Origin of the sequence: Amycolatopsis sp. NPDC048633, assembly GCF_040650695.1 — a bacterium.
In the GTDB taxonomy this organism is placed as follows: Bacteria; Actinomycetota; Actinomycetes; order Mycobacteriales; family Pseudonocardiaceae; genus Amycolatopsis.
Window position 1 is genome coordinate 42,425 of record NZ_JBEZHS010000011.1, and the last position, 20,513, is coordinate 62,937.

Annotated in this window: 14 protein-coding genes; 12 read left to right on the forward strand and 2 right to left on the reverse strand. The window is 69.7% G+C overall.

Features of this window, described 5'->3' with window-relative positions; genetic code table 11:
* Window positions 1-36: 36 nt before the first annotated feature.
* From AB0C38_RS21070 to AB0C38_RS21095, 6 genes are all read left to right on the forward strand, one after another.
* Window positions 37-630, forward strand: coding sequence for a hypothetical protein (locus AB0C38_RS21070; RefSeq protein ID WP_360675735.1), 594 nt, complete (start codon window positions 37-39; stop codon window positions 628-630).
* Between the two features lie 85 nt (window positions 631-715).
* A complete protein-coding gene (locus tag AB0C38_RS21075; RefSeq protein ID WP_360676186.1) occupies window positions 716-1,714 on the forward strand; it encodes a hypothetical protein in 999 nt (332 codons plus the stop codon).
* 95 nt (window positions 1,715-1,809) lie between these two features.
* On the forward strand, window positions 1,810-2,667 hold the full coding sequence (locus AB0C38_RS21080; RefSeq protein ID WP_360675738.1) for an ADP-ribosylglycohydrolase family protein: 858 nt from the start codon (window positions 1,810-1,812) through the stop codon (window positions 2,665-2,667).
* A gap of 638 nt (window positions 2,668-3,305) precedes the next feature.
* Entirely contained in the window at window positions 3,306-6,809 is a 3,504-nt protein-coding gene (locus AB0C38_RS21085) for a DNA-directed RNA polymerase subunit beta (RefSeq protein WP_360675741.1), read from the forward strand.
* A gap of 87 nt (window positions 6,810-6,896) precedes the next feature.
* Window positions 6,897-10,808, forward strand: coding sequence for a DNA-directed RNA polymerase subunit beta' (locus AB0C38_RS21090; RefSeq protein WP_360675744.1), 3,912 nt, complete (start codon window positions 6,897-6,899; stop codon window positions 10,806-10,808).
* A gap of 181 nt (window positions 10,809-10,989) precedes the next feature.
* Window positions 10,990-12,717, forward strand: a complete 1,728-nt coding sequence (locus AB0C38_RS21095; RefSeq protein ID WP_360675746.1) for a hypothetical protein — start codon at window positions 10,990-10,992, stop codon at window positions 12,715-12,717.
* A 51-nt stretch (window positions 12,718-12,768) separates the two neighbouring features.
* Here AB0C38_RS21095 and AB0C38_RS21100 read toward each other — a convergent pair whose 3' ends face one another.
* Window positions 12,769-13,554: a M15 family metallopeptidase gene (locus AB0C38_RS21100; protein ID WP_360675748.1), complete on the reverse strand. Its 786-nt coding sequence runs from the start codon at window positions 13,552-13,554 to the stop codon at window positions 12,769-12,771.
* A 42-nt stretch (window positions 13,555-13,596) separates the two neighbouring features.
* Window positions 13,597-14,103, reverse strand: coding sequence for an Lrp/AsnC family transcriptional regulator (locus AB0C38_RS21105; RefSeq protein ID WP_360675750.1), 507 nt, complete (start codon window positions 14,101-14,103; stop codon window positions 13,597-13,599).
* Between the two features lie 95 nt (window positions 14,104-14,198).
* On the opposite strand from AB0C38_RS21105, the gene AB0C38_RS21110 reads away from it, so the two are divergent.
* The 6 genes from AB0C38_RS21110 to AB0C38_RS21135 all read left to right on the forward strand — a co-directional run bounded on the left by AB0C38_RS21110 (window position 14,199) and on the right by AB0C38_RS21135 (window position 20,478).
* A complete protein-coding gene (locus AB0C38_RS21110; RefSeq protein WP_360675753.1) occupies window positions 14,199-15,377 on the forward strand; it encodes an MFS transporter in 1,179 nt (392 codons plus the stop codon).
* A 61-nt stretch (window positions 15,378-15,438) separates the two neighbouring features.
* On the forward strand, window positions 15,439-16,080 hold the full coding sequence (locus tag AB0C38_RS21115) for a zinc ribbon domain-containing protein (RefSeq protein ID WP_360675755.1): 642 nt from the start codon (window positions 15,439-15,441) through the stop codon (window positions 16,078-16,080).
* Between the two features lie 309 nt (window positions 16,081-16,389).
* Window positions 16,390-18,246, forward strand: coding sequence for a hypothetical protein (locus AB0C38_RS21120; RefSeq protein WP_360675757.1), 1,857 nt, complete (start codon window positions 16,390-16,392; stop codon window positions 18,244-18,246).
* A 54-nt stretch (window positions 18,247-18,300) separates the two neighbouring features.
* Window positions 18,301-19,986 carry a hypothetical protein gene (locus AB0C38_RS21125; RefSeq protein WP_360675760.1) on the forward strand — a complete coding sequence of 562 codons (1,686 nt, stop codon included), beginning with the start codon at window positions 18,301-18,303 and terminating at the stop codon, window positions 19,984-19,986.
* Between the two features lie 40 nt (window positions 19,987-20,026).
* Window positions 20,027-20,233: a hypothetical protein gene (locus AB0C38_RS21130; protein ID WP_284745374.1), complete on the forward strand. Its 207-nt coding sequence runs from the start codon at window positions 20,027-20,029 to the stop codon at window positions 20,231-20,233.
* 14 nt (window positions 20,234-20,247) lie between these two features.
* On the forward strand, window positions 20,248-20,478 hold the full coding sequence (locus AB0C38_RS21135; protein ID WP_360675763.1) for a hypothetical protein: 231 nt from the start codon (window positions 20,248-20,250) through the stop codon (window positions 20,476-20,478).
* The last annotated feature ends 35 nt before the right edge of the window (window positions 20,479-20,513 follow it).

The window sequence follows — 20,513 nt, forward strand, 5'->3', positions numbered from 1 at the left end:
CGTGGATTTGATGACCGTTACCTACCCTGGAGTGCTATGAGTTCGGACGAGCCGGCCGCCGTCGCGGTGGCGGAGGCCGAGACCGAGGAGCCGGCCCCCGAGACGCCGTCGAAGGAGCCCTCCACGCGGATCCTGGTGCTCGGCGCCGCGGCGCTGGCCCTGGCCGCGCTGATCGCGGCGGCGATCTTCGGCGTCCAGTGGTGGGTGGCCGCGAACGACGACAACGCCGCCCTGGCCGCGTCGCGCGACGCCGTGGTCGATGCGGGCACGAAGGCGCTGAGGGCGTACACCGAGGTCGACTACAACGACCTGGACGGCTTCTTCGCCCGGCAGAAGTCCGTGTCGGACGACAAGATGTCGCAGCAGATCGACCAGTCGGCGCCGACGTTCCGCAAGGCGCTCGCCGACGCGAAGACGAAGGTCACCACGGACGTCCAGGACATCGCCGTCGAGGAGCTGGACGACCACGAAGGCAAGGCCAGCTTCCTCGCCGCCATCGCCACGACCGTCACCCAGGGGGACAAGAGCAGCGCGAAGCCGCTGCGCCTCGAGGTGTCGATGACCCGCGTGGGCGACGACTGGAAGCTGTCCGGCATCGACAGCGTCCCGCTCGTCGCGGCCGGCCAGTAGCTTTACGCAGAAGGAGCTCGCAGTGCCCCCCTCCCGCCGCCAGCCGCCTCGCAGCAGCAGCACCCCGCCCTCGCGCCGGCCGCGCGTGGCCGGTCTGCGCAAGCCCCCGGCGGACGAGTCCGCCGCCGAGCGGACCGGCCAGCTCCCCGCGGTGCCGCCCGCCGCGGCTGAGCCGCGCAAGCCGCGGCCCCGGCCCGCACCGCGCCCGGCGCCGAAGCCGGCCGCCGAGCCCGCGGAGTCGTTCGAGGCCGCGAGCGGGCGGCTCGACACGGACCCCGCGCCGACCGCCGAGGACACGGCGGTGTTCGCGGCGGTCGACACCGAGGACGAGCCGAAGGTCGACGCCCTCACCGGCGAGCCCGAGGCGGCGGAAGAGGCTCCTTCGCGGCCGGCCCCGCGGCGGAAGAAGCGCGACACGGGGATCGCGAAGCCGACCGACGTCGCCGAGGCCGAGACCGCCGCTTCGGTGGACGACGAGCCGTCGAAGCCCGCGGGCTCGAACGTGCAGCGGCCGTACGTGGTCGCGGGCGCGCTGGTGCTCGTCGCGCTGATCCTGGGCGGGCTCGCGTACTGGTTCAAGTCCGAGGAGGTCGCGGTGTCGGACGCGACCAGCAACACCGCACTGCTGGACGTTGCGAAGACGGCCCAGGCCAAGGACGCCGTGTCGAAGGCCGCCGAGGCGCTGTTCTCCTACGACTTCAACAACATCAAGAAGACCGAGGACGCGGCGAACGACCTGCTCGCCAACGACGACGTCAAGAACAAGTACAACTCGCTGATGGGCGAGGTGAAGCGGCTCGCGCCGGCGCAGAAGATGATCGTCACGTGCAAGGTGACGCGCGCCGCGGTGATCATGCTCAACGACGACCTGGCGAAGGTGATGGTCTTCGTCGACCAGACCTCGACCCGCACGGACACGAAGAAGACGACCGCGGGCACCGCCCAGCTCCACCTGAACGCCCAGCTCCAGGGCGACAAGTGGAAGATCACGGACATGGACACCTACAACGCGCCCAAGGTCCCGGCGGCCACCCAGGCACCGGCGTCCTCGGCGCCGCCGGCGTCCCCTTCGCCGACGAAGTGAGCCCGGCGGCCGCCGGGCGACGGGCGCTGCCGCTCGTCGATTCCGGGGCGCCGGCGGTGGTCAACAGCCGGTAGGCCCGCCGCTACGGTAGGCCGATGGGATTCGAACAGGCGTACGCCAGTCTCGTCGGCTTGGCCGTCGGTGACGCTTTCGGCGCGCAGATCCTCCTGCCCGGAGACCACCCGGACGTCGCGAGCCGGGTGCTGCCGGCCGCGCCGTGGAGCTGGACCGACGACACCGAAATGGCCTGCTCGGTCGTCGACGTCCTGCGCCACCACGGCCACATCGACCAGGACGTCCTCGCCGGCTCGTTCGCCGAGCACCTCGACCCCGACCGGGGCTACGGCCCCGGCGCGGAGTGGCGCCTGAACCAGATCCGGGCCGGGCGGACGTGGCCGGAGGTCACCGAACAGAACGGCCGCGGCTCCTGGGGCAACGGCGCCGCCATGCGGGTGGCGCCGCTGGGCGCGTGGTTCTGCGACAACCTGCCGCAGGCGCTGCGCCAGGCCGAGCTGTCCGCCGTCATCACGCATTCGCACCTCGAAGGCGTCGCGGGCGCGGTGGCCGTCGCGGCGGCGGCCGCGCTGCGGGCCGCGTCCCCCGGGCTGGCCGGCGCCGACCTGCTGGACGGCGTGATCCCGCTCGTCCCGCCCGGCCGGGTCCGCGACGGGCTCACGCTTGCCTTGAAGTTCTCCGGCGCGCGCGAAGCCGCCGCCAAGCTCGGCACGGGCCGCGAGCTGGCCGCGCACGACACGGTCCCGCTGGCCCTCTGGATCGCCGCCCGCTTCGGGGACAGCTTCGTCGACGCCCTCTGGACGGTGGCCCAGGTGGCCGAGGACGTCGACACGGTGGGCGCCATCGTGGGCGGCGTGCTCGCGGCGGACGGCACGCCGGTCCCGGAAAGCTGGCGCGCGGCTTGCGAGCCTCTTCCCGGCTGGCTCGCCGCGTCCTGAGCGGCCGCGGCGGCGCGGGCGTCCACAACCGGTCCGGGAGCCACCCCGAACACCCTCAAGCCGCTGTGGCGAGCGGGGCGCATGAGGCGGCTGGGACGACGCCCTCACGGGCTCCAAACCGGTCACTCGAACCACCGCGACACGCCGCAGCCGGCGGAACCGGTGTCGCTCCGAAGTGGTCTGAAACACAAGCCGGACGGGTCTCGAATGCGGGAAACACCCAGGTCCAGCCGGTGCCACTGGCGCTACCCGCCGGTAACTGGGATGATATTCGGCCGCTCACGCTCCGCTGACCTACTTCCACGCTGCGCCAACCGGCGGGACCCCCGTGTGGCATCTTGACTCTCGGGCCCGGTGGGTTCACGCTTACTCCCGAACGGCGAAACCGGGAGCCCTTGCGGGAGGGACAACCGGCTCGCCTGGAGGCATACCTGAAGACGACGCGAGGCAGGCTGGGCCCCATCGGGAGCGCCCCCTGGACAGACCGCGCCGTTCGGGCTAGACTGCTTCTTTGCGCTGCCCTCTTTCAGGCTGCCCGGAGCCGGTAGTTAGGATAGTGGGCACACGGCACCCTTGACAGTCGCTCATAGCTGTTGCTATGGCGGCCGTCACCGCTCATGTCCCCGGAAGGACGCATCTTGGCAGTCTCTCCCGCGAACCAGGCCACTGCTGCGACCACCTCGGCTGAATCTCGCTCGGAGTCCACGGGAATCCCCGGCGCGCCCAAGCGGGTTTCCTTCGCAAAGATTCGCGAACCGCTCAACACCCCCAATCTGCTCGACGTCCAGATCCAGTCGTTCCAGTGGTTCACCGGGGACGAAGCGTGGTTCGAACGCCGTGTCGAAGAAGGTGAAGAAAACCCGGTCGGCGGCCTCGAAGAGGTCCTCAACGAGATCTCCCCGATCGAGGACTTCTCCGGCTCGATGTCCCTGTCCTTCTCCGCTCCGCGCTTCGACGAGGTCAAGGCCTCGATCGAGGAGTGCAAGGACAAGGACATGACGTACGCCGCGCCGCTGTTCGTCACGGCCGAGTTCGTCAACAACAACACGGGCGAGATCAAGAGCCAGACGGTCTTCCTGGGCGACTTCCCGGTCATGACCGACAAGGGCACGTTCATCATCAACGGCACCGAGCGTGTCGTCGTGTCCCAGCTGGTCCGCTCGCCGGGCGTCTACTACTCGAAGGACGTCGACAAGACGACCGACAAGGACGTCTTCAGCGTCCGCGTGATCCCGAGCCGCGGCGCGTGGCTCGAGTTCGACGTCGACAAGCGCGACACCGTCGGCGTCCGCATCGACCGCAAGCGCCGCCAGCCGGTCACCGTCCTGCTGAAGGCCCTGGGCTGGACCACCGAGGCGATCCGCGAGCGCTTCTCCTTCTCGGAGACGCTGCTGGCGACCCTCGAGAAGGACCACACCGCGGGCACCGACGAGGCGCTGCTCGACATCTACCGCAAGCTGCGCCCGGGCGAGCCGCCCACGAAGGAGAGCGCGCAGACCCTGCTGGAGAACCTGTTCTTCAAGGCGAAGCGCTACGACCTGGCGAAGGTCGGCCGGTACAAGGTCAACAAGAAGCTGGGCCTCGACACGCCGTACGACACCGGGACGCTGACCGAAGAGGACATCGTCACCACCATCGAGTACCTGGTCCGGCTGCACGCCGGCGAGGACAAGGTGGTCGCGGCGAACGGCACCGAGATCCCGGTCGAGACCGACGACATCGACCACTTCGGCAACCGGCGCCTGCGCACGGTCGGCGAGCTGATCCAGAACCAGATCCGGGTCGGCCTCTCCCGCACCGAGCGAGTCGTGCGTGAGCGCATGACCACGCAGGACGTCGAGGCGATCACCCCGCAGACCCTGATCAACATCCGCCCGATCGGCGCGGCGATCAAGGAGTTCTTCGGCACCTCGCAGCTGTCGCAGTTCATGGACCAGAACAACCCGCTGTCGGGCCTGACGCACAAGCGTCGTCTGTCGGCCCTCGGCCCGGGTGGTCTGTCCCGTGAGCGCGCCGGCATGGAGGTCCGGGACGTCCACCCGTCGCACTACGGCCGGATGTGCCCGATCGAGACGCCGGAAGGCCCGAACATCGGCCTGATCGGCTCGCTCTGCTCCTACGCGCGGGTCAACCCGTTCGGCTTCATCGAGACGCCGTACCGCAAGGTCGTCGAGGGCCGGGTCACCGACCAGGTCGACTACCTGACCGCGGACGAAGAGGACCGGTACGTCAAGGCCCAGGCCAACGCGCCGATCTCGGACGACGGCACCTTCGTCGAAGACCGGGTCATGGCCCGCCGCAAGGGTGGCGAGGTCGAGCTGATCGACCCGCTCGACATCGACTACATGGACGTCTCGCCGCGGCAGATGGTCTCGGTCGCGACGGCGATGATCCCGTTCCTCGAGCACGACGACGCGAACCGCGCCCTGATGGGTGCGAACATGCAGCGCCAGGCCGTGCCGCTGCTGCGCAACCAGGCCCCGTACGTGGGCACGGGTGTGGAGCTGCGTGCCGCGGTCGACGCCGGTGACGTGCTCGTCGCCGAGCAGTCCGGTGTCGTCGAGGAGCTCTCGGCGGACCTGATCACGATCATGCACGACGACGGCACGCGGAAGAGCTACGGACTGTACAAGTTCCGCCGCTCCAACCACGGCACCTGCTTCAACCACCGCCCGATCGTCAACGAGGGCGACCGGGTCGAGCAGGGTCAGGTCATCGCCGACGGCCCGTCCACCGAGAACGGTGAGATGGCGCTCGGCAAGAACCTGCTCGTCGCGGTCATGCCGTGGGAGGGCCACAACTACGAGGACGCGATCATCCTCTCGGAGCGCCTGGTGCAGGACGACGTCTTGACGTCGATCCACATCGAGGAGCACGAGATCGACGCCCGCGACACCAAGCTGGGCGCCGAGGAGATCACCCGGGACATCCCGAACGTCTCCGAGGAGGTCCTGGCCGACCTCGACGAGCGCGGCATCATCCGCATCGGCGCCGAGGTCCGTGACGGCGACATCCTGGTCGGCAAGGTCACGCCGAAGGGCGAGACCGAGCTGACGCCGGAAGAGCGCCTGCTGCGCGCGATCTTCGGCGAGAAGGCCCGCGAAGTCCGCGACACCTCGCTGAAGGTGCCGCACGGCGAGACCGGCAAGGTCATCGGCATCCGCGTGTTCTCGCGCGAGGACGACGACGAGCTGCCCCCGGGCGTCAACGAGCTGGTCCGCGTCTACGTGGCCCAGAAGCGCAAGATCCAGCCGGGCGACAAGCTCGCCGGCCGGCACGGGAACAAGGGTGTCATCGGCAAGATCCTGCCGGTCGAGGACATGCCGTTCATGGAGGACGGCACTCCGGTCGACATCATCCTGAACACGCACGGTGTGCCGCGACGGATGAACATCGGCCAGATCCTCGAGCTGCACCTGGGCTGGCTGGCCTCGCAGGGCTGGACGATCGAGGGCGAGCCGGACTGGGCGAAGAACCTCAACGAGGAGCTCTACGACGTCGCGCCCGGCACGAACACCGCGACCCCGGTGTTCGACGGCGCGAAGGAAGAGGAGCTCACCGGGCTGCTCGGGGCGACCAAGCCGAACCGCGACGGCGAGCGCATGGTCAAGGAGAACGGCAAGGCGACCCTGCTGGACGGCCGCTCCGGCGAGCCGTACCCGTACCCGGTCGCGGTGGGCTACATGTACATCCTGAAGCTCCACCACCTGGTCGACGACAAGATCCACGCCCGCTCCACCGGCCCGTACTCGATGATCACGCAGCAGCCGCTGGGTGGTAAGGCGCAGTTCGGTGGCCAGCGCTTCGGTGAGATGGAGTGCTGGGCGATGCAGGCGTACGGCGCTGCCTACACGCTGCAGGAGCTGCTGACGATCAAGTCGGACGACGTGGTCGGCCGCGTCAAGGTGTACGAGGCCATCGTCAAGGGGGAGAACATCCCCGAGCCGGGCATCCCGGAGTCGTTCAAGGTGCTCCTCAAGGAGCTCCAGTCGCTGTGCCTCAACGTCGAGGTGCTCTCCAGCGACGGCGCGGCGATCGAGATGCGCGACTCCGACGACGAGGACCTCGAGCGCGCTGCCGCGAACCTCGGCATCAACCTGTCCCGCAACGAGTCGCCCTCGGTGGACGACGTCGTGCACTGATCGCGAGCTGAGGCGGGCCCTACCTCCCGCAGGGCCCGCCTCGCCCGCCCCCCTCTCTAGCCGAAACAACCCCAAGGGGATCTAGACGTGCTGGACGTCAACTTTTTCGATGAGCTCCGGATCGGTCTCGCCACCGCCGACGACATTCGTCAGTGGTCCTACGGCGAGGTCAAGAAGCCGGAGACCATCAACTACCGGACGCTCAAGCCCGAGAAGGACGGCCTCTTCTGCGAGAAGATCTTCGGTCCGACCCGGGACTGGGAGTGCTACTGCGGCAAGTACAAGCGCGTTCGCTTCAAGGGCATCATCTGTGAGCGCTGCGGCGTCGAGGTGACCCGTGCGAAGGTGCGCCGCGAGCGGATGGGCCACATCGAGCTGGCCGCCCCGGTCACCCACATCTGGTACTTCAAGGGTGTTCCCTCGCGCCTCGGCTACCTGCTGGACCTGGCGCCGAAGGACCTCGAGAAGATCATCTACTTCGCTGCTTACGTCATCACGGGCGTGAACACGGAGCTGCGCCACAACGACCTGCCGACCCTCGAGAACGAGATCGGCGTCGAGCGCAAGAACCTCGAGACCAAGCGTGACGCGGACATCGAGTCCCGCGCCCAGAAGCTGGAAGCCGACCTGGCCGAGCTGGAGGCCGAGGGCGCCAAGTCCGACGTCCGCCGCAAGGTCAAGGAGGGCGGCGAGCGCGAGATGCGCCAGCTGCGTGACCGCGCCGGTCGCGAGCTGGACCGTCTCGAGGAGGTCTGGACGACCTTCACGAAGCTCGACACCCGCCAGCTGATCGCCGACGAGCTGCTCTACCGCGAGCTCGTCGACCGCTACGGCGAGTACTTCACCGGCGGCATGGGCGCGGAGGCCATCCAGAAGCTGGCCGCCGAGTTCGACGTCGCGGCCGAGGCCGACAACCTGCGCGACACGATCCGCAACGGCAAGGGGCAGAAGAAGCTCCGCGCGCTGAAGCGGCTCAAGGTCGTCGCGGCGTTCCAGGCCACCGGCAACGACCCGCGCGGCATGGTGCTGGACGCCGTCCCGGTCATCCCGCCAGACCTGCGCCCGATGGTGCAGCTCGACGGTGGCCGGTTCGCGACGTCGGACCTGAACGACCTGTACCGCCGCGTGATCAACCGCAACAACCGCCTCAAGCGGCTGATCGACCTCGGCGCGCCCGAGATCATCGTCAACAACGAGAAGCGGATGCTGCAGGAGGCCGTCGACGCGCTGTTCGACAACGGCCGCCGCGGGCGTCCGGTCACCGGCCCGGGCAACCGGCCGCTGAAGTCGCTGTCCGACCTCCTCAAGGGCAAGCAGGGCCGGTTCCGCCAGAACCTGCTCGGCAAGCGCGTCGACTACTCGGGCCGTTCGGTCATCATCGTCGGCCCGCAGCTGAAGCTGCACCAGTGCGGCCTGCCGAAGGACATGGCGCTCGAGCTGTTCAAGCCGTTCGTCATGAAGCGGCTGGTCGACCTGAACCACGCGCAGAACATCAAGTCCGCCAAGCGGATGGTGGAGCGCTCGCGGCCGCAGGTGTGGGACGTGCTCGAAGAGGTCATCACCGGTCACCCGGTGATGCTGAACCGTGCGCCGACCCTGCACCGCCTCGGCATCCAGGCCTTCGAGCCGCAGCTGGTCGAGGGCAAGGCCATCCAGCTGCACCCGCTGGTCTGCGAGGCGTTCAACGCGGACTTCGACGGTGACCAGATGGCGGTGCACCTGCCGCTGTCGGCCGAGGCGCAGGCCGAGGCCCGGATCCTGATGCTGTCGGCGAACAACATCCTGTCGCCGGCGTCGGGCCGTCCGCTCGCCATGCCGCGACTGGACATGGTGACGGGTCTGTTCCACCTGACCCGCCTCAGCGAAAAGGCCGAGGGCGCGGGCAACGCGTACTCGTCGACGGCCGAGGCCATCATGGCCTACGACCGCAAGGCGCTGAGCCTGCACGCGCCGGTCAAGATCCGCGTCACCGACCGTCAGCCGGCGAAGGCCGACGAGGCGCGGCTCGCGGAAAAGGGCTGGGAGCCGGGCAAGACCTGGCTGGCCGAGACGACCCTGGGCCGCGTGCTGTTCAACGAGCTGCTGCCGGCGGACTACCCGTTCATCAACGAGCCGATGCCGAAGAAGCGTCAGGCCGCGATCGTGAACGACCTCGCCGAGCGGTACTCGATGACCCAGGTCGCGCAGACCCTGGACCGGCTGAAGGACGCCGGTTTCTACTGGGCGACCCGGTCGGGTGTCACCATCGCCATCTCCGACGTGCTCACCCCGGTGGGCAAGGCGGCCATCCTCGACGAGTACGAGGGCAAGGCCTCCCAGGTGGAGAAGCGCTACCAGCGTGGTCAGCTGTCGCACACCGAGCGCAACAACGAGCTCGTCAAGGTGTGGACGCAGGCCACCGAAGAGGTCCACAAGATCATGGAGACGGCGCTTCCGGACGACAACCCGATCGCCGTGATCGTGAAGTCGGGCGCGGCGGGCAACATGACGCAGGTCCGGTCGCTGGCCGGCATGCGTGGCCTGGTGTCGAACCCGAAGGGCGAGTACATCCCGCGTCCGATCAAGGCCAACTTCCGTGAAGGCCTGTCGGTGGCGGAGTACTTCATCGCGACGCACGGTGCCCGGAAGGGCCTGGCGGACACGGCGCTGCGGACCGCCGACTCGGGTTACCTGACCCGGCGTCTGGTGGACGTCTCGCAGGACGTCATCGTCCGCGAGACCGACTGCGGCACCACCCGCGGCATCATGATGCCGATCGGCGAGGACATCGGCGACGGCAAGGTGCTGCGCGACCAGCACGTCGAGACCAGCGTGTACGCGCGGAACCTCGCGACGGACGCGGTGGACGCCAAGGGCAACGTCGTGCTGAACGCCGGCGACGACATCGGCGACCCGGCCATCGACAAGCTGATCTCCAGCGGCATCGCGAAGGTCAAGGTCCGCTCGGTGCTGACCTGCGAGTCGGCCGTAGGCATCTGCGCGACCTGCTACGGCCGCTCGATGGCGACCGGTCAGCTCGTCGACGTCGGCGAGGCCGTGGGTATCGTCGCGGCCCAGTCGATCGGTGAGCCGGGTACGCAGCTGACGATGCGTACGTTCCACCAGGGTGGTGTCGCCGGTGACGACATCACGACCGGTCTGCCCCGTGTGCAGGAGCTGTTCGAGGCTCGTGTCCCGAAGGGCAAGGCACCGATCGCCGACGTCGATGGCCGCGTGCGCATCGAGGAGAGCGAGCGGTTCTGGAAGATCACGCTGATCCCGGACGACGGCGGCGAAGAGATCGTCTTCGACAAGCTGTCCAAGCGTCAGCGGCTCGCGAACACCCCGAACGGCCCGCTGGGCGACGGCGACCACGTCAACGTCGGTCAGCAGCTGCTCGAGGGCACGCCGGACCCGCACGAGGTCCTGCGGGTCATGGGGCCGCGCGAGGCGCAGATGCACCTGACGGACGAGGTCCAGAAGGTGTACCGGGCGCAGGGTGTGTCGATCCACGACAAGCACATCGAGGTCATCGTCCGGCAGATGCTGCGCCGGGTGACGGTCATCGACTCGGGTGGCACGGACTTCCTGCCGGGCGAGCTGCCCGAGCGGACCAAGTTCGAGGCGCGCAACCGTTCGACGGTGTCCGAAGGCGGCGAGCCGGCTTCGGGTCGTCCGGTGCTGATGGGCATCACGAAGGCGTCGCTCACCACGGACTCGTGGCTGTCGGCGGCGTCGTTCCAGGAGACCACGCGCGTCCTGACCGACGCGGCCATCAACGGCCGCTCGGACCGGCTCGTGGGCCTCAAGGAGAACGTGATCATCGGTAAGCTGATCCCGGCCGGTACGGGCATCAACAAGTACCGCAACATCCAGGTGCAGCCGACGGAAGAGGCCCGGGTCGCGGCGTACGCGATCCCGTCCTACGACGACGGTTACTACACCCCGGACGTGTTCGGTACGGGTACCGGTGCTGCGGTTCCGTTGGACGACTACGACTTCGGCCGCGATTTCCGCTGACGAAGCTGATCCACGAGAAAGGCCCTCGCCGGGTTTTCGGCGGGGGCCTTTCCCGTTTCCCAAATGTCACCTCCACCCTTCCGAATTTCGCTACAGTGACCCGGTTCACGCGGTTCGGGGGCTTTGCGCGTTTCCAACGGGTATTCAGGGGTGACTGTTCGTGAACAGAGTGAGTTCTGTCGTGCGAAGAACGGCGATCTACGTCGCCGCACTCGCCACCGCGTCGGCGTTGACCGGCGCGTTCGCCGCACCGGCGGGAGCCGAGGAGCCGGATCCGGCGACGACTTCCGCCGCGCCGTCCACATCGGAGGCACCGCCGAGCAGTTCCACCGTGCCGGGGTCCACCGCGCCGAGTTCCACGCCGGTCGAGACCAAGCCCGAAGCGCCCGCGGTGAAAGCCGAGCGCGCGCAGGTCGCGGTCTCCCTCGTCTTCGACAAGGACTCCTACACGACCGACGAAGAAGTCCGCTTCACGTTCAAGGTGACCAACGTCGGCCAGGTCCGTGCGGCCGGGCTCACGGTCTACCAGCAGATCACCGAAGCGACCGACCTGAACGTCCCGTACGACGGCTGGGGCAAGCTCCGGGCGGAGCCTGGCGTGACGCTCGAGCCCGGTGAGTCGTTCGAGCTGGCGGTTTCCGGGACGGTCCGGGACGTCGAGAAGGACACCACGGTCGTGCGCGGCGTCATGTTCGACGAAACGCACTTCGGGGTCAGCCCGTCGTTCGAGTTCAGCCGGCCGATCACGAAAGCGGCCGGTCACGCCGAGGGCCTCGTCTACGGGGACAAGAACGGCAACGGCAAGTACGACGCCGGTGAGGCGCTGAGCGGCGCCAAGCTCACCTTGCGGTACCGCCACGGCAGCGGCACCTACACCGCGACGAGCGGACCCGACGGGAAGATCACCTTCGACGTCCCGGGCGCGGAGTACTTCCTCGGCGGCGAGGTGGTCGACGGCTGGCTGATCCCGTTCCGCGTCGTCCGGATCGGCGCGGACACGCAGCTGACCGTCCGCGGCGCACCGCCGTTGAACGGCGCGCTCAAGGCGACGATGGCCTTCACCCAGGACAGCTACAAGGTCGGGGAGCTCGCCCACGTCACCGTGACGCTGGCCAACTCCGGCCCGATCCCGCTCACCGGCATCACGGCCGCCTGCAACCGCATCGGGGATCCGCACCACCTGACCGGGCGCACCCCGGGCTGGGGTGACCTCGCGGGGGACGGCGTGACGATCGCACCCGGTGAGACGCGCACGTTCGACGTGTCCGAGGCCGTGCCGGAGGCTTCGTTCAACCGCGGTTACGTCGTGGTCGCCTGCGACTTCGGGTACGACGAGGTCGACAGCGAGAACCACGCGAACGCCAGTGACCAAGCGGCCGTGCCGGGTGGCAAGGCCACCGTCGAGGGCGCCATCGGCGTCTTCGACAACCAGGGCAACGTGGCGAAGGGCGTGGCCGGCGCCAAGGTCGTGCTCGTCTCCGACCAGCACTGCCCGGTCGTCGGCGAGCGGACGACCGACGCGCAGGGGCACTTCGAGTTCCTGGACGTGGTGCCCGGGCCGGAGTACCACCTGTACGTCCTGCCGCCGAAGGGCTGGAAGGTCCTGAACGAGAATCCGATGTCGATCAACGTCTCCGGCCCGCCGGAGAACCACTACCTGTGGCGGATCAGCGCCGAAGAGGGCGACGCGCCGTTGCCGGCCGTGCCGGTGAACCCAGCGGACTGCGGCAAGCCCGGGACGCCGACCTCGACGACCGCCCCGGCCGGGTCCGGTGGCGGCGAGAGCGGCGGCAGCGGACTGGCCAGCACCGGCGTCGACGTCCTCGGCATCGGCGCGCTCGCGCTGGTGGCTCTGGTGCTCGGCGGCGGCCTGGTGATCAGCACCCGCCGGCGCCGGAACGGCGCCTGACGTCGGACGAAAGCGCCCCCGGTCCACAGTGGACCGGGGGCGCTCTTCGTTTCAGCGGACGCTGCGGTGGGACACCGGGAAGTCGAAGTAGGTGTCCGGGAACGGCTCGTCGTCGAGCGTGTAGTGCCACCACTCCTCGGGCAGGTTGTGGAAGCCGGCGGCGATCAGGGTGTTCCGCAGCAGGTCGCGGTTCTGCCGCGCGACACCGATGATCGCCGGGTTGTCGGTGTGGGCGAGCGGGTCGAAGCAGTCGTAGCCGGTGCCCATGTCGACCATGTTGTCGGGGAAGCGCTGGTTCCGCGGCGCGAAGCACGGCTCGAGCGGCTCGCCGGGGAAGTAGGGGCGCTGGAACCGCGGCGGGAGCTTCACGAGGGTGAGGTCCATGGTGCTGCCGCGGCTGTGCCCGGACTTCTCGGCGATGTACCCGTCTTCGAACAACCGGTCCTTGGCGACGTTCGGGTAGAACTCCGCCTTCATCTTCTCGTCGGCGAGGTCCTTCGCCCACCGCACGAAGTGGTCGACCGCCCGCTGCGGTCGGTAGCAGTCGTAGACCTTGAGGGTGTAGCCCTGCTTCCGCAGCCGGGACTGGGCCTGCCGCAGGCCTTCCGCGGCCTGCCGGGTGAGGATGCAGGTGGGCTCGAGGTAGCCGTCGATCCGCCGGCCGACGAAGTCGTGGCGGGTGGCGTAGCGGATGTCCTGCAGGATCGACGGCGCGACGTCGGACAGCGCGACGAACGAGCGGGTCGTGGTGGTGGCCTGGGCCGGTGCGGGGACGGCGAAGGCGGTCAGGGCGGCGAGGGTGACGGCGAAGGTGCGTATCCGGGTGGAAATCGGCATACCGCACGTCTAGCAGGAAATCGTCTCGCGATCAGCCGCCGCTCAGGGTGAAACCCAGCCTTCCGACGTCGTCGCGCGCAGGAAGTCGTCCGAGGGCGGCTGCACCGGCCGTCCCTCGAACTGCGTCGACAGGACCACCGACGACCGCAGCTCGCCGTGCTTGCCGAGCCGCTCCAGCAGGCCTTCGAAGTGCTCGAGCGAGGCCGCCCGGATCTTCAGCATCGTGCAGTGGTCGCCGGACAGCCGGTGGATCTCGACGACCTCCGGGTAGTCCTCGGACTTCGACGTCTTCAGCAGGCAGCTGCTCAGCGCGCACCGCATCTCGACGAACGCCTGCAGCGGCTGGCCCGCGCGCCGCGCGTCGACCTGCGCACGGTAGCCGGTGATCACGCCGGTCTCCTCCAGCCGCCGCACCCGCTCGGACACCGCCGGCGACGAGAGGTTGATCCGCCGGCCCAGCTCCTTGAACGACAGCCGCCCGTCGGTCTGCAGCAGGTCCAGCAGCCGCCAGTCGACGTCGTCCAGGGGCTTTTCCGAACGGAAGGTCATGGGCCCCATCTTCCTTCCGAATCGCGGTCGTGGCGACGGGTTTGCCGTCGATCATCCCTTCGGAAGACCGCCGGAAGTTCGTAAAGTTGCTGGTCATGGGGACTTTGACGGTGGCCGGGCGGACCCGGTCGATGGGCGCGCTGTTCGCCGGCGTCGCGTTGCTCAACACGGCGACGGTCGGGCTGAGCACCGCGGCGACGCTGATCGTCGCCGCGGGCAGCGGGCCGGGCTGGAGCGGGTTGCCGAGTGTCGCGAGCGTGCTCGGCACGGCCGCCGGTGCGTTCGGGGCGGGCCTGCTGCTGCCGGTCCACGGCCGCCGCCGGGTGCTGGCCGCCGGCTACGGCGTCGCCGCGGCCGGTGCGCTGATCGCGTTCGCCGGCGCGCTGGCGACGTCGCTGGTCCCGCTGCTGCTGGGCATCCTGCTGGTCGGCCTCGGCAACGGCGGCGCGCAGCTGTCGCGCTACCTGGCCGCGGACCTCTACCCGGAGGAGCGCCGGGGCCGCGCGCTCTCGAACGTCGTGTGGGCCGGGACGGTCGGCGCGCTCGCCGGGCCGGCGCTGATGGCCCCGGCGGCGGACGTCGCCACCGGCTTCGGCTGGCCGCCGCTGTCCGGGCCGGTCGCGGTCGCGGTGCTGGCCACGGCGGGCGCGGCGCTGGCGGCCGGGTTCCTCCCGCGGCACGTCCCGCCGCCACGGGAGAAGCCGGTGACCGCGGTCGCCTCGGTGCGGGCGGCCGGCGTCACGCAGCCGCTGGTCGCGATGGTCGCCGCGCAGCTGACGATGGTCGCGGTGATGACGATGACGCCGCTGCAGCTGGAGAACCACGGGCACGGTCTCGACGTCGTCGGCTGGGTGCTGAGTGCGCACCTCTTCGGCATGTTCGCGCTGGCGCCGCTGCCCGGCCGGATCGCCGACCGCTGGGGCCCGCGCGTCACGATCAACGCGGGTCTCGGTGTCCTGGCGCTCGCGACGGCGACCGCGCTCGCCGCCCCGACCGCGCACACGTCCGGCTTGCCGGTGGCGTTGTTCCTGCTGGGGTACGGCTGGAACCTGGTGTTCGTCGGCGGCAGCGCACAGCTGAGCCGCGACCTCGCGCCGGAGACGCGGAGCCGGATGCAGGGCACCGTCGACGCGGTAGTCTGGTCCGCGTCCGCTTTGGCCGGTTTGGGGTCGGGACAACTGTTTGCCGGCGGTGGTTACGCGCTCGTCGCGGTCGTCGGCGGCGTGTTGGCGCTGCTTCCGTTGGCACTACTGGTATCCCGTGACGGCCGGTAGCCGAGTCGTTGTCGGCAAATCTTCCGTCGCCGCGGTCGCGGTGCGCTGGCGAAGATGGGCCGTGGCTGACTCTGTGCCCTTCACGGACAACTTCTCGGACCTCTCCAACACGCAGGGGTACCAGTTCGAGTTCCGCTGCGAACGCTGTGGGAACGGTTTCCGTTCCGCGTTCCAGCGCGACAACATGGAAACCGGGCGAAGCGTGCTTCGCACGGTCGGCTCGTTCTTCGGCGGGACGCTGCGGGACCTGAGCAACTCGGCCGACCAGTGGCGTTACGACCGCGCGACCAATTCGCCCGCGAAGGACCGCGCGCTGACGGCGGCGGTCAAGGAGATCACCCCGAGCTTCCGCCAGTGCCGCGGCTGCGGCGACTGGATGTGCCACGACCAGTGCTGGAACGAGGAGATCGGCCAGTGCCTGCGCTGCTCGCCGAGCGTCGCGGAGGAGGTCTCGCGCGCCCAGGCGTCGGCGCAGCGCGACCAGATCTGGGACAAGGCCCGCGAGAAGGACTGGACGGCCGACCTCGACCTCGACACCCGGGCGAAGGTCACCTGCCCGGGCTGTGGCCTGAAGGCCGAGGGCGGGAAGTTCTGCTCGTCGTGCGGGACCTCGCTGGCGCTCAAGGTCCGCTGCGGCGGCTGCGGGAGCGAGGGCAACAAGCCCGGCGCGCTGTTCTGCTCGGACTGCGGCGGCAAACTCTGACCGGAGTTCCCGGCACTTCATAACGAATCGATAACCAGCAGCCTCGGCGTTCAGGCGCTGGGGCTGCGCCATTGTGACCAACCGTGACGCCGCCGGTTGGCTCAGAACCGCCGCTAACCCATTCGGCGCAGTGGGTGTCGTCAAATCGGCCCACGTCGTGGGAGATTCACCCGATTGGGCCGAGTCTCATCCTTTGATCACGGCTGGACGCTTTGCCCGCTTGGCGCGAATATCCCGTTCAGATCTGCTGACGTCAGATTTCCGTTGTGCCCCAACGGTTTCCGTTCGTGGTGAAGAACAGGGAGAACCATGCGATCAACTCCGTCGCGCCCGGGCCGGTGGCGAAAGGTGGTGACCGGCGCCGCCGCGCTCGCTCTCGCGGTCGGCGCCGTCACGTACACCGGTTCGGCCACCGGCGCCTACGCCGACGTGCAGACCGTCACCGACGCGAAGACCGCGTCCGACGGCAAGCAGTACTGGGTGCAGAACCACCTGGTGACGAAGGATCTGGCCGCGCAAGCTCGGTCCGCGAGCGGTACGCCCAAGAAGTGGCTGCTCGTCTGGGCCGGTGACGAGAACATCGCCGACACCCTCGTCAAGGACATCAAGAACCTGCCGGGCACGCTCGGCGGTGGGCTCAACAAGATCAAGAACGCCTTGCCCGGCCCGGACTTCCTCGCCGTGATCGACGCGACGCAGGGTTCGCCCACCTACGGCAAGGTCGTCAACACCGCGACCGTGGGCCCGCTGGTCGAGAACGAGCCGCACCACATGCAGTACGTGTGGCACCAGGGCGACACGATCTACGCCGGCGCGCTGTTCGCCGCGGCGACGTACGCCTTCGACGTCAGCGCGCTGCCGCAGCTGAAGCTCAAGGGCGTCAGCCTGCCGACCAACACCCTGGGCGGCAGCGTCCCGGACGCCTACTGGGTGCTCAAGGACGGCACCGCGTACGGCACGTACATGGGCGGGCCGGTCGTCCCCGGCCCGCACAGCTACGCCGACGGCTCGACCCAGATCGGCAACGGCTTCGCGGGCAGCCCCGGCGAGGTCGTCCACTTCGGACAGAACGCCGAAGTCCTGTCGGAGTCCCCGGCGGCGACCCCGCAGGGCGACAACCAGAAGCTCTGCGACAACCTGCCGCAGCTGGGCAAGCCGACCTGCGCCAACCCGCACGGCATCCAGGCCCGCGAGGATCTCAACACGCTCGTCACGAGTGACTACGCCGAGCCGCGCAACATCATTCTCGACCCGGTGAAGCAGCCGTCGCCGTACCTGCGCCGGCCGACCGTGCGGACCTGGGACATCTCCGACCGCAACCACCCGAAGCTGAAGTCGGTGTCGTACCTGCAGGACGGCCCGCGCGCCGATCCGGCCGACCCGCTGCACGCCGAGAGCCGCGCGGTCATGGAGACCACGGTGACGAACGTGGCCGGCCACAAGGGCGCGTTCGCCCAGACCATGCAGGGCGGTGCGGTGTTCTACACGCCGGACATCACCGCGGCCGAGCCGCACTGGATCGAGGTGTTCGACGACGGCGCCGCCAACAAGTCGATCTACGCCAACAACGACTCCAACGGCGCCAGCTCCAACGGCGGCTGGATCCAGACCAGCCCGGACGACAAGTACCTCTACCGCGCGATCGTCGGGCGGCAGAAGGGCACCCTCTCAGCCGACGACCCCGGCACCACCGGCGGCGTCTACGTCCTCGACATCCAGAAGCTGGTCAACGCCGGCGACCGGATCGAGGACATCGAGGGCCGGGTCGACACCAAGGCGAAGGCGCAGCAGGGCGGGGGCGGCGACCTGCCGACCGTCGTCGGCGCCGCCCCGATCAACCCCGGCACGCCGGGCGCGGGCCCGCACTGGGGCGCCTACGACAACTGGGCGCTCGGCAGCGACGGCTTCTACCACGAAACCACGTCGCCGCAGCATCTCGCGGTGTCGAACTACTTCGTCGCGCGGTCCGGTTTGGACGGTGACCACAAGGTAAACCTGCTGAACCTCGGGCCGGACGGGAAGGTCGCGGTCGACCAGAACTTCCGGGACGAGTTCACCGGCCAGGTCGGCATCAACTTCAACCGCAAGTCGTGGCCGCACGGGGACTTCGGCAACGCCAAGCCGCACTCCGAGCTGTTCGTGGTCGCGGACGCGGACATCAAGTAGCCGACCGCGGGCGGGGTCGTCCGCGGCCCCGCCCGCTCTCCCGGAAGGTCCCTGATGGAACACGACCACTCCGCGCCCACCGGATCGTCCACTGTGGACGTCTTGGCGCTGGTGCTCCGGCTGTTACTGCTGCTGTCCACGGCGTTCCTCGCCGGTGGTGGCCTCCTGCGGCCGCCGGGCCGGCGGCCGCCCCGCGTGCTGTACGTCCTCGGCGGGGTCTCGGCGCTGCTCGCGGTGGTGTCGTCCTTCGCCGTCGACATCAACGTCGTCGCGCTGGCGATCCACGTCGTCCTTGCGGTGGCGGTGCCGGTCCTCCCGCGGGCCACTCGCTGGACGTCGCTCGCCCTGCTGGTGCTGGTCGTGCTGGAGACGTCGTCGGGAGGCACGGGCGTCGAGTTCGCGCTCGACTCGGTGTTCGTCGCCGGGGCCGCCGTCTGGTTCGGCTTCGCGCTGTCCGGGCCGGTGACGACGTCGTCGATCCGGCCCGGTCCGCTGGCTCTCACCCTCGGTGGCCTGCTGGTCCTGGCCGGCGCGGTGCGGTTCGGCGTGTCCGGTCTCGGGTTCGACCGGCGGCTCTACACCACGCTCTTCGGGCTCGCCGTGCTCGCCGTGGTGGTCGTCCCGGTGGTGGTGAGCGGGCTCGCGGTGGCCCTGCGCGGGCGCGCCTACCGGTTCGGTGCCGCCGGCGTGGCCCTCGGGTTCCTCGCGTGGAGTGCGCTGGGCGCGATCCCGGCGCCGCCGCCGCTGCCCGTGCCGGGTGTGCCGCTGCTGGCCGACGCGCCGGGGTTCCCGGTACTGGTGAGCCCGCAACGGCCGGGGCACAACGTCGTCCACTTCCCGCCGGGCGCGGGCGACGACCTCTCCGCCGGCGTTCGCGGTGGCCTGGTCACCAAGGCCGTCGCCCGGCCCGGCGCCGAGGGCACGTGGGCCGACGTCGACCTGCCGCCCGGCCGCAGCGACCTGGAGATCCGCCGCGGCGACACCACAACGGTCGTCGAGGTCGACGCGGGCAACGCGCCCGGCCCGTCGATCACCGAGGCCGACGCGCCGGAATGCGCGTCAGCGGCCCTCGGCAGCCTGGTCGCCGGCCGCGCCGATGTGCTGGCGGCGTGCCCGTCCGACGCGCTGACGCCGGAGGACAGCGGGGCGCTGGTCAAGCTCGTCGAGTTCCTCGCCGGGCGGAAGCCGTCCGCGATCACGCTGGCCGAGGACGACTCCCCGCGCGGAGTCGCGGCGGCGAAGCTGGTGCGTGAGACGGCGGCGCGCACCGGGCTGGCCGTGCGGCCGGACGCCGGGCCCGACACCGCGCTCGTCGTCGTCTCCGGCTGGGCCACCGGGTACACGGCGATGACGCGGGCCGCCGAGCTGCAACGCCTGGAGCCCACCCACCAGTACGGGCTCTACCTGGCGCCGTGGCTGCTGAACGGCCCGATCGTCAACGCGGTCGCGAGCGCGTCGCTGCCGCTGCGGTTCGACCCGCGGGAAGCGACCGCGGTCGGGTACGCCGTCGCGGTCGGCGACCGCTTCGGCGGCGAAAGCCCGACGCTCGGCGGCTTCCGGAACTGGCTGGGCGCCGAGCACGCGGCCGGCGACGTGCAGATCTTCGCCGCCGCGCAGGTCAACGCCATGCCGATGTACCCCACCGAACCCCACGCCACCGGAATGGTGATGGACCGCGACTACGCGGGCCAGTGGGTCCCCGACGGAACCATCGTGCCGATCACGTCGGTTCTCCGCTGAACCCCCCTCAGGGGGAAAACACTGCTAGGAAAGGAAAGTCATGAAGCGTCTTGCTGCCCGCGTGCTGCTGCCGCTCGTCGCGGCGACGGCGTTCACCGGCCTGGCCGCCGGTGTCGCGAGTGCCGACCCGACCGACGGCTCGGTCTGGCTCGTGCCCGGCGTCGACCTCGGCAGCCTGCTCGGGCCGATCGGCCAGCCGGTCGACCTGCTCGCCCCCGTCTTCGACCTGATCACCGCTGTTTCCTGAAAGGGAGAGAACCCATGAAGAAGAACCTCGTTCGCGCGGCCGGTGCCGCGGTCCTCGCCGGTGCGGCCCTGTTCGGCGCGGCGGCGCCCGCGCTGGCCGCCGACGCTCCCGGCGTCGTCGTGGTCGACGAGCCGGACACCAGCGGGCTGAACAACATCTGGACGTTCGCGCCGCTCGGGGTCCCGGTGCTCGGCCTGATCCAGTCGATCAACGGCGTGCCGGGCAAGATCCTGCCCTCCTTCTGACCCTCCGGCGGCCCCTCGCCCGAGGGGCCGCCGTT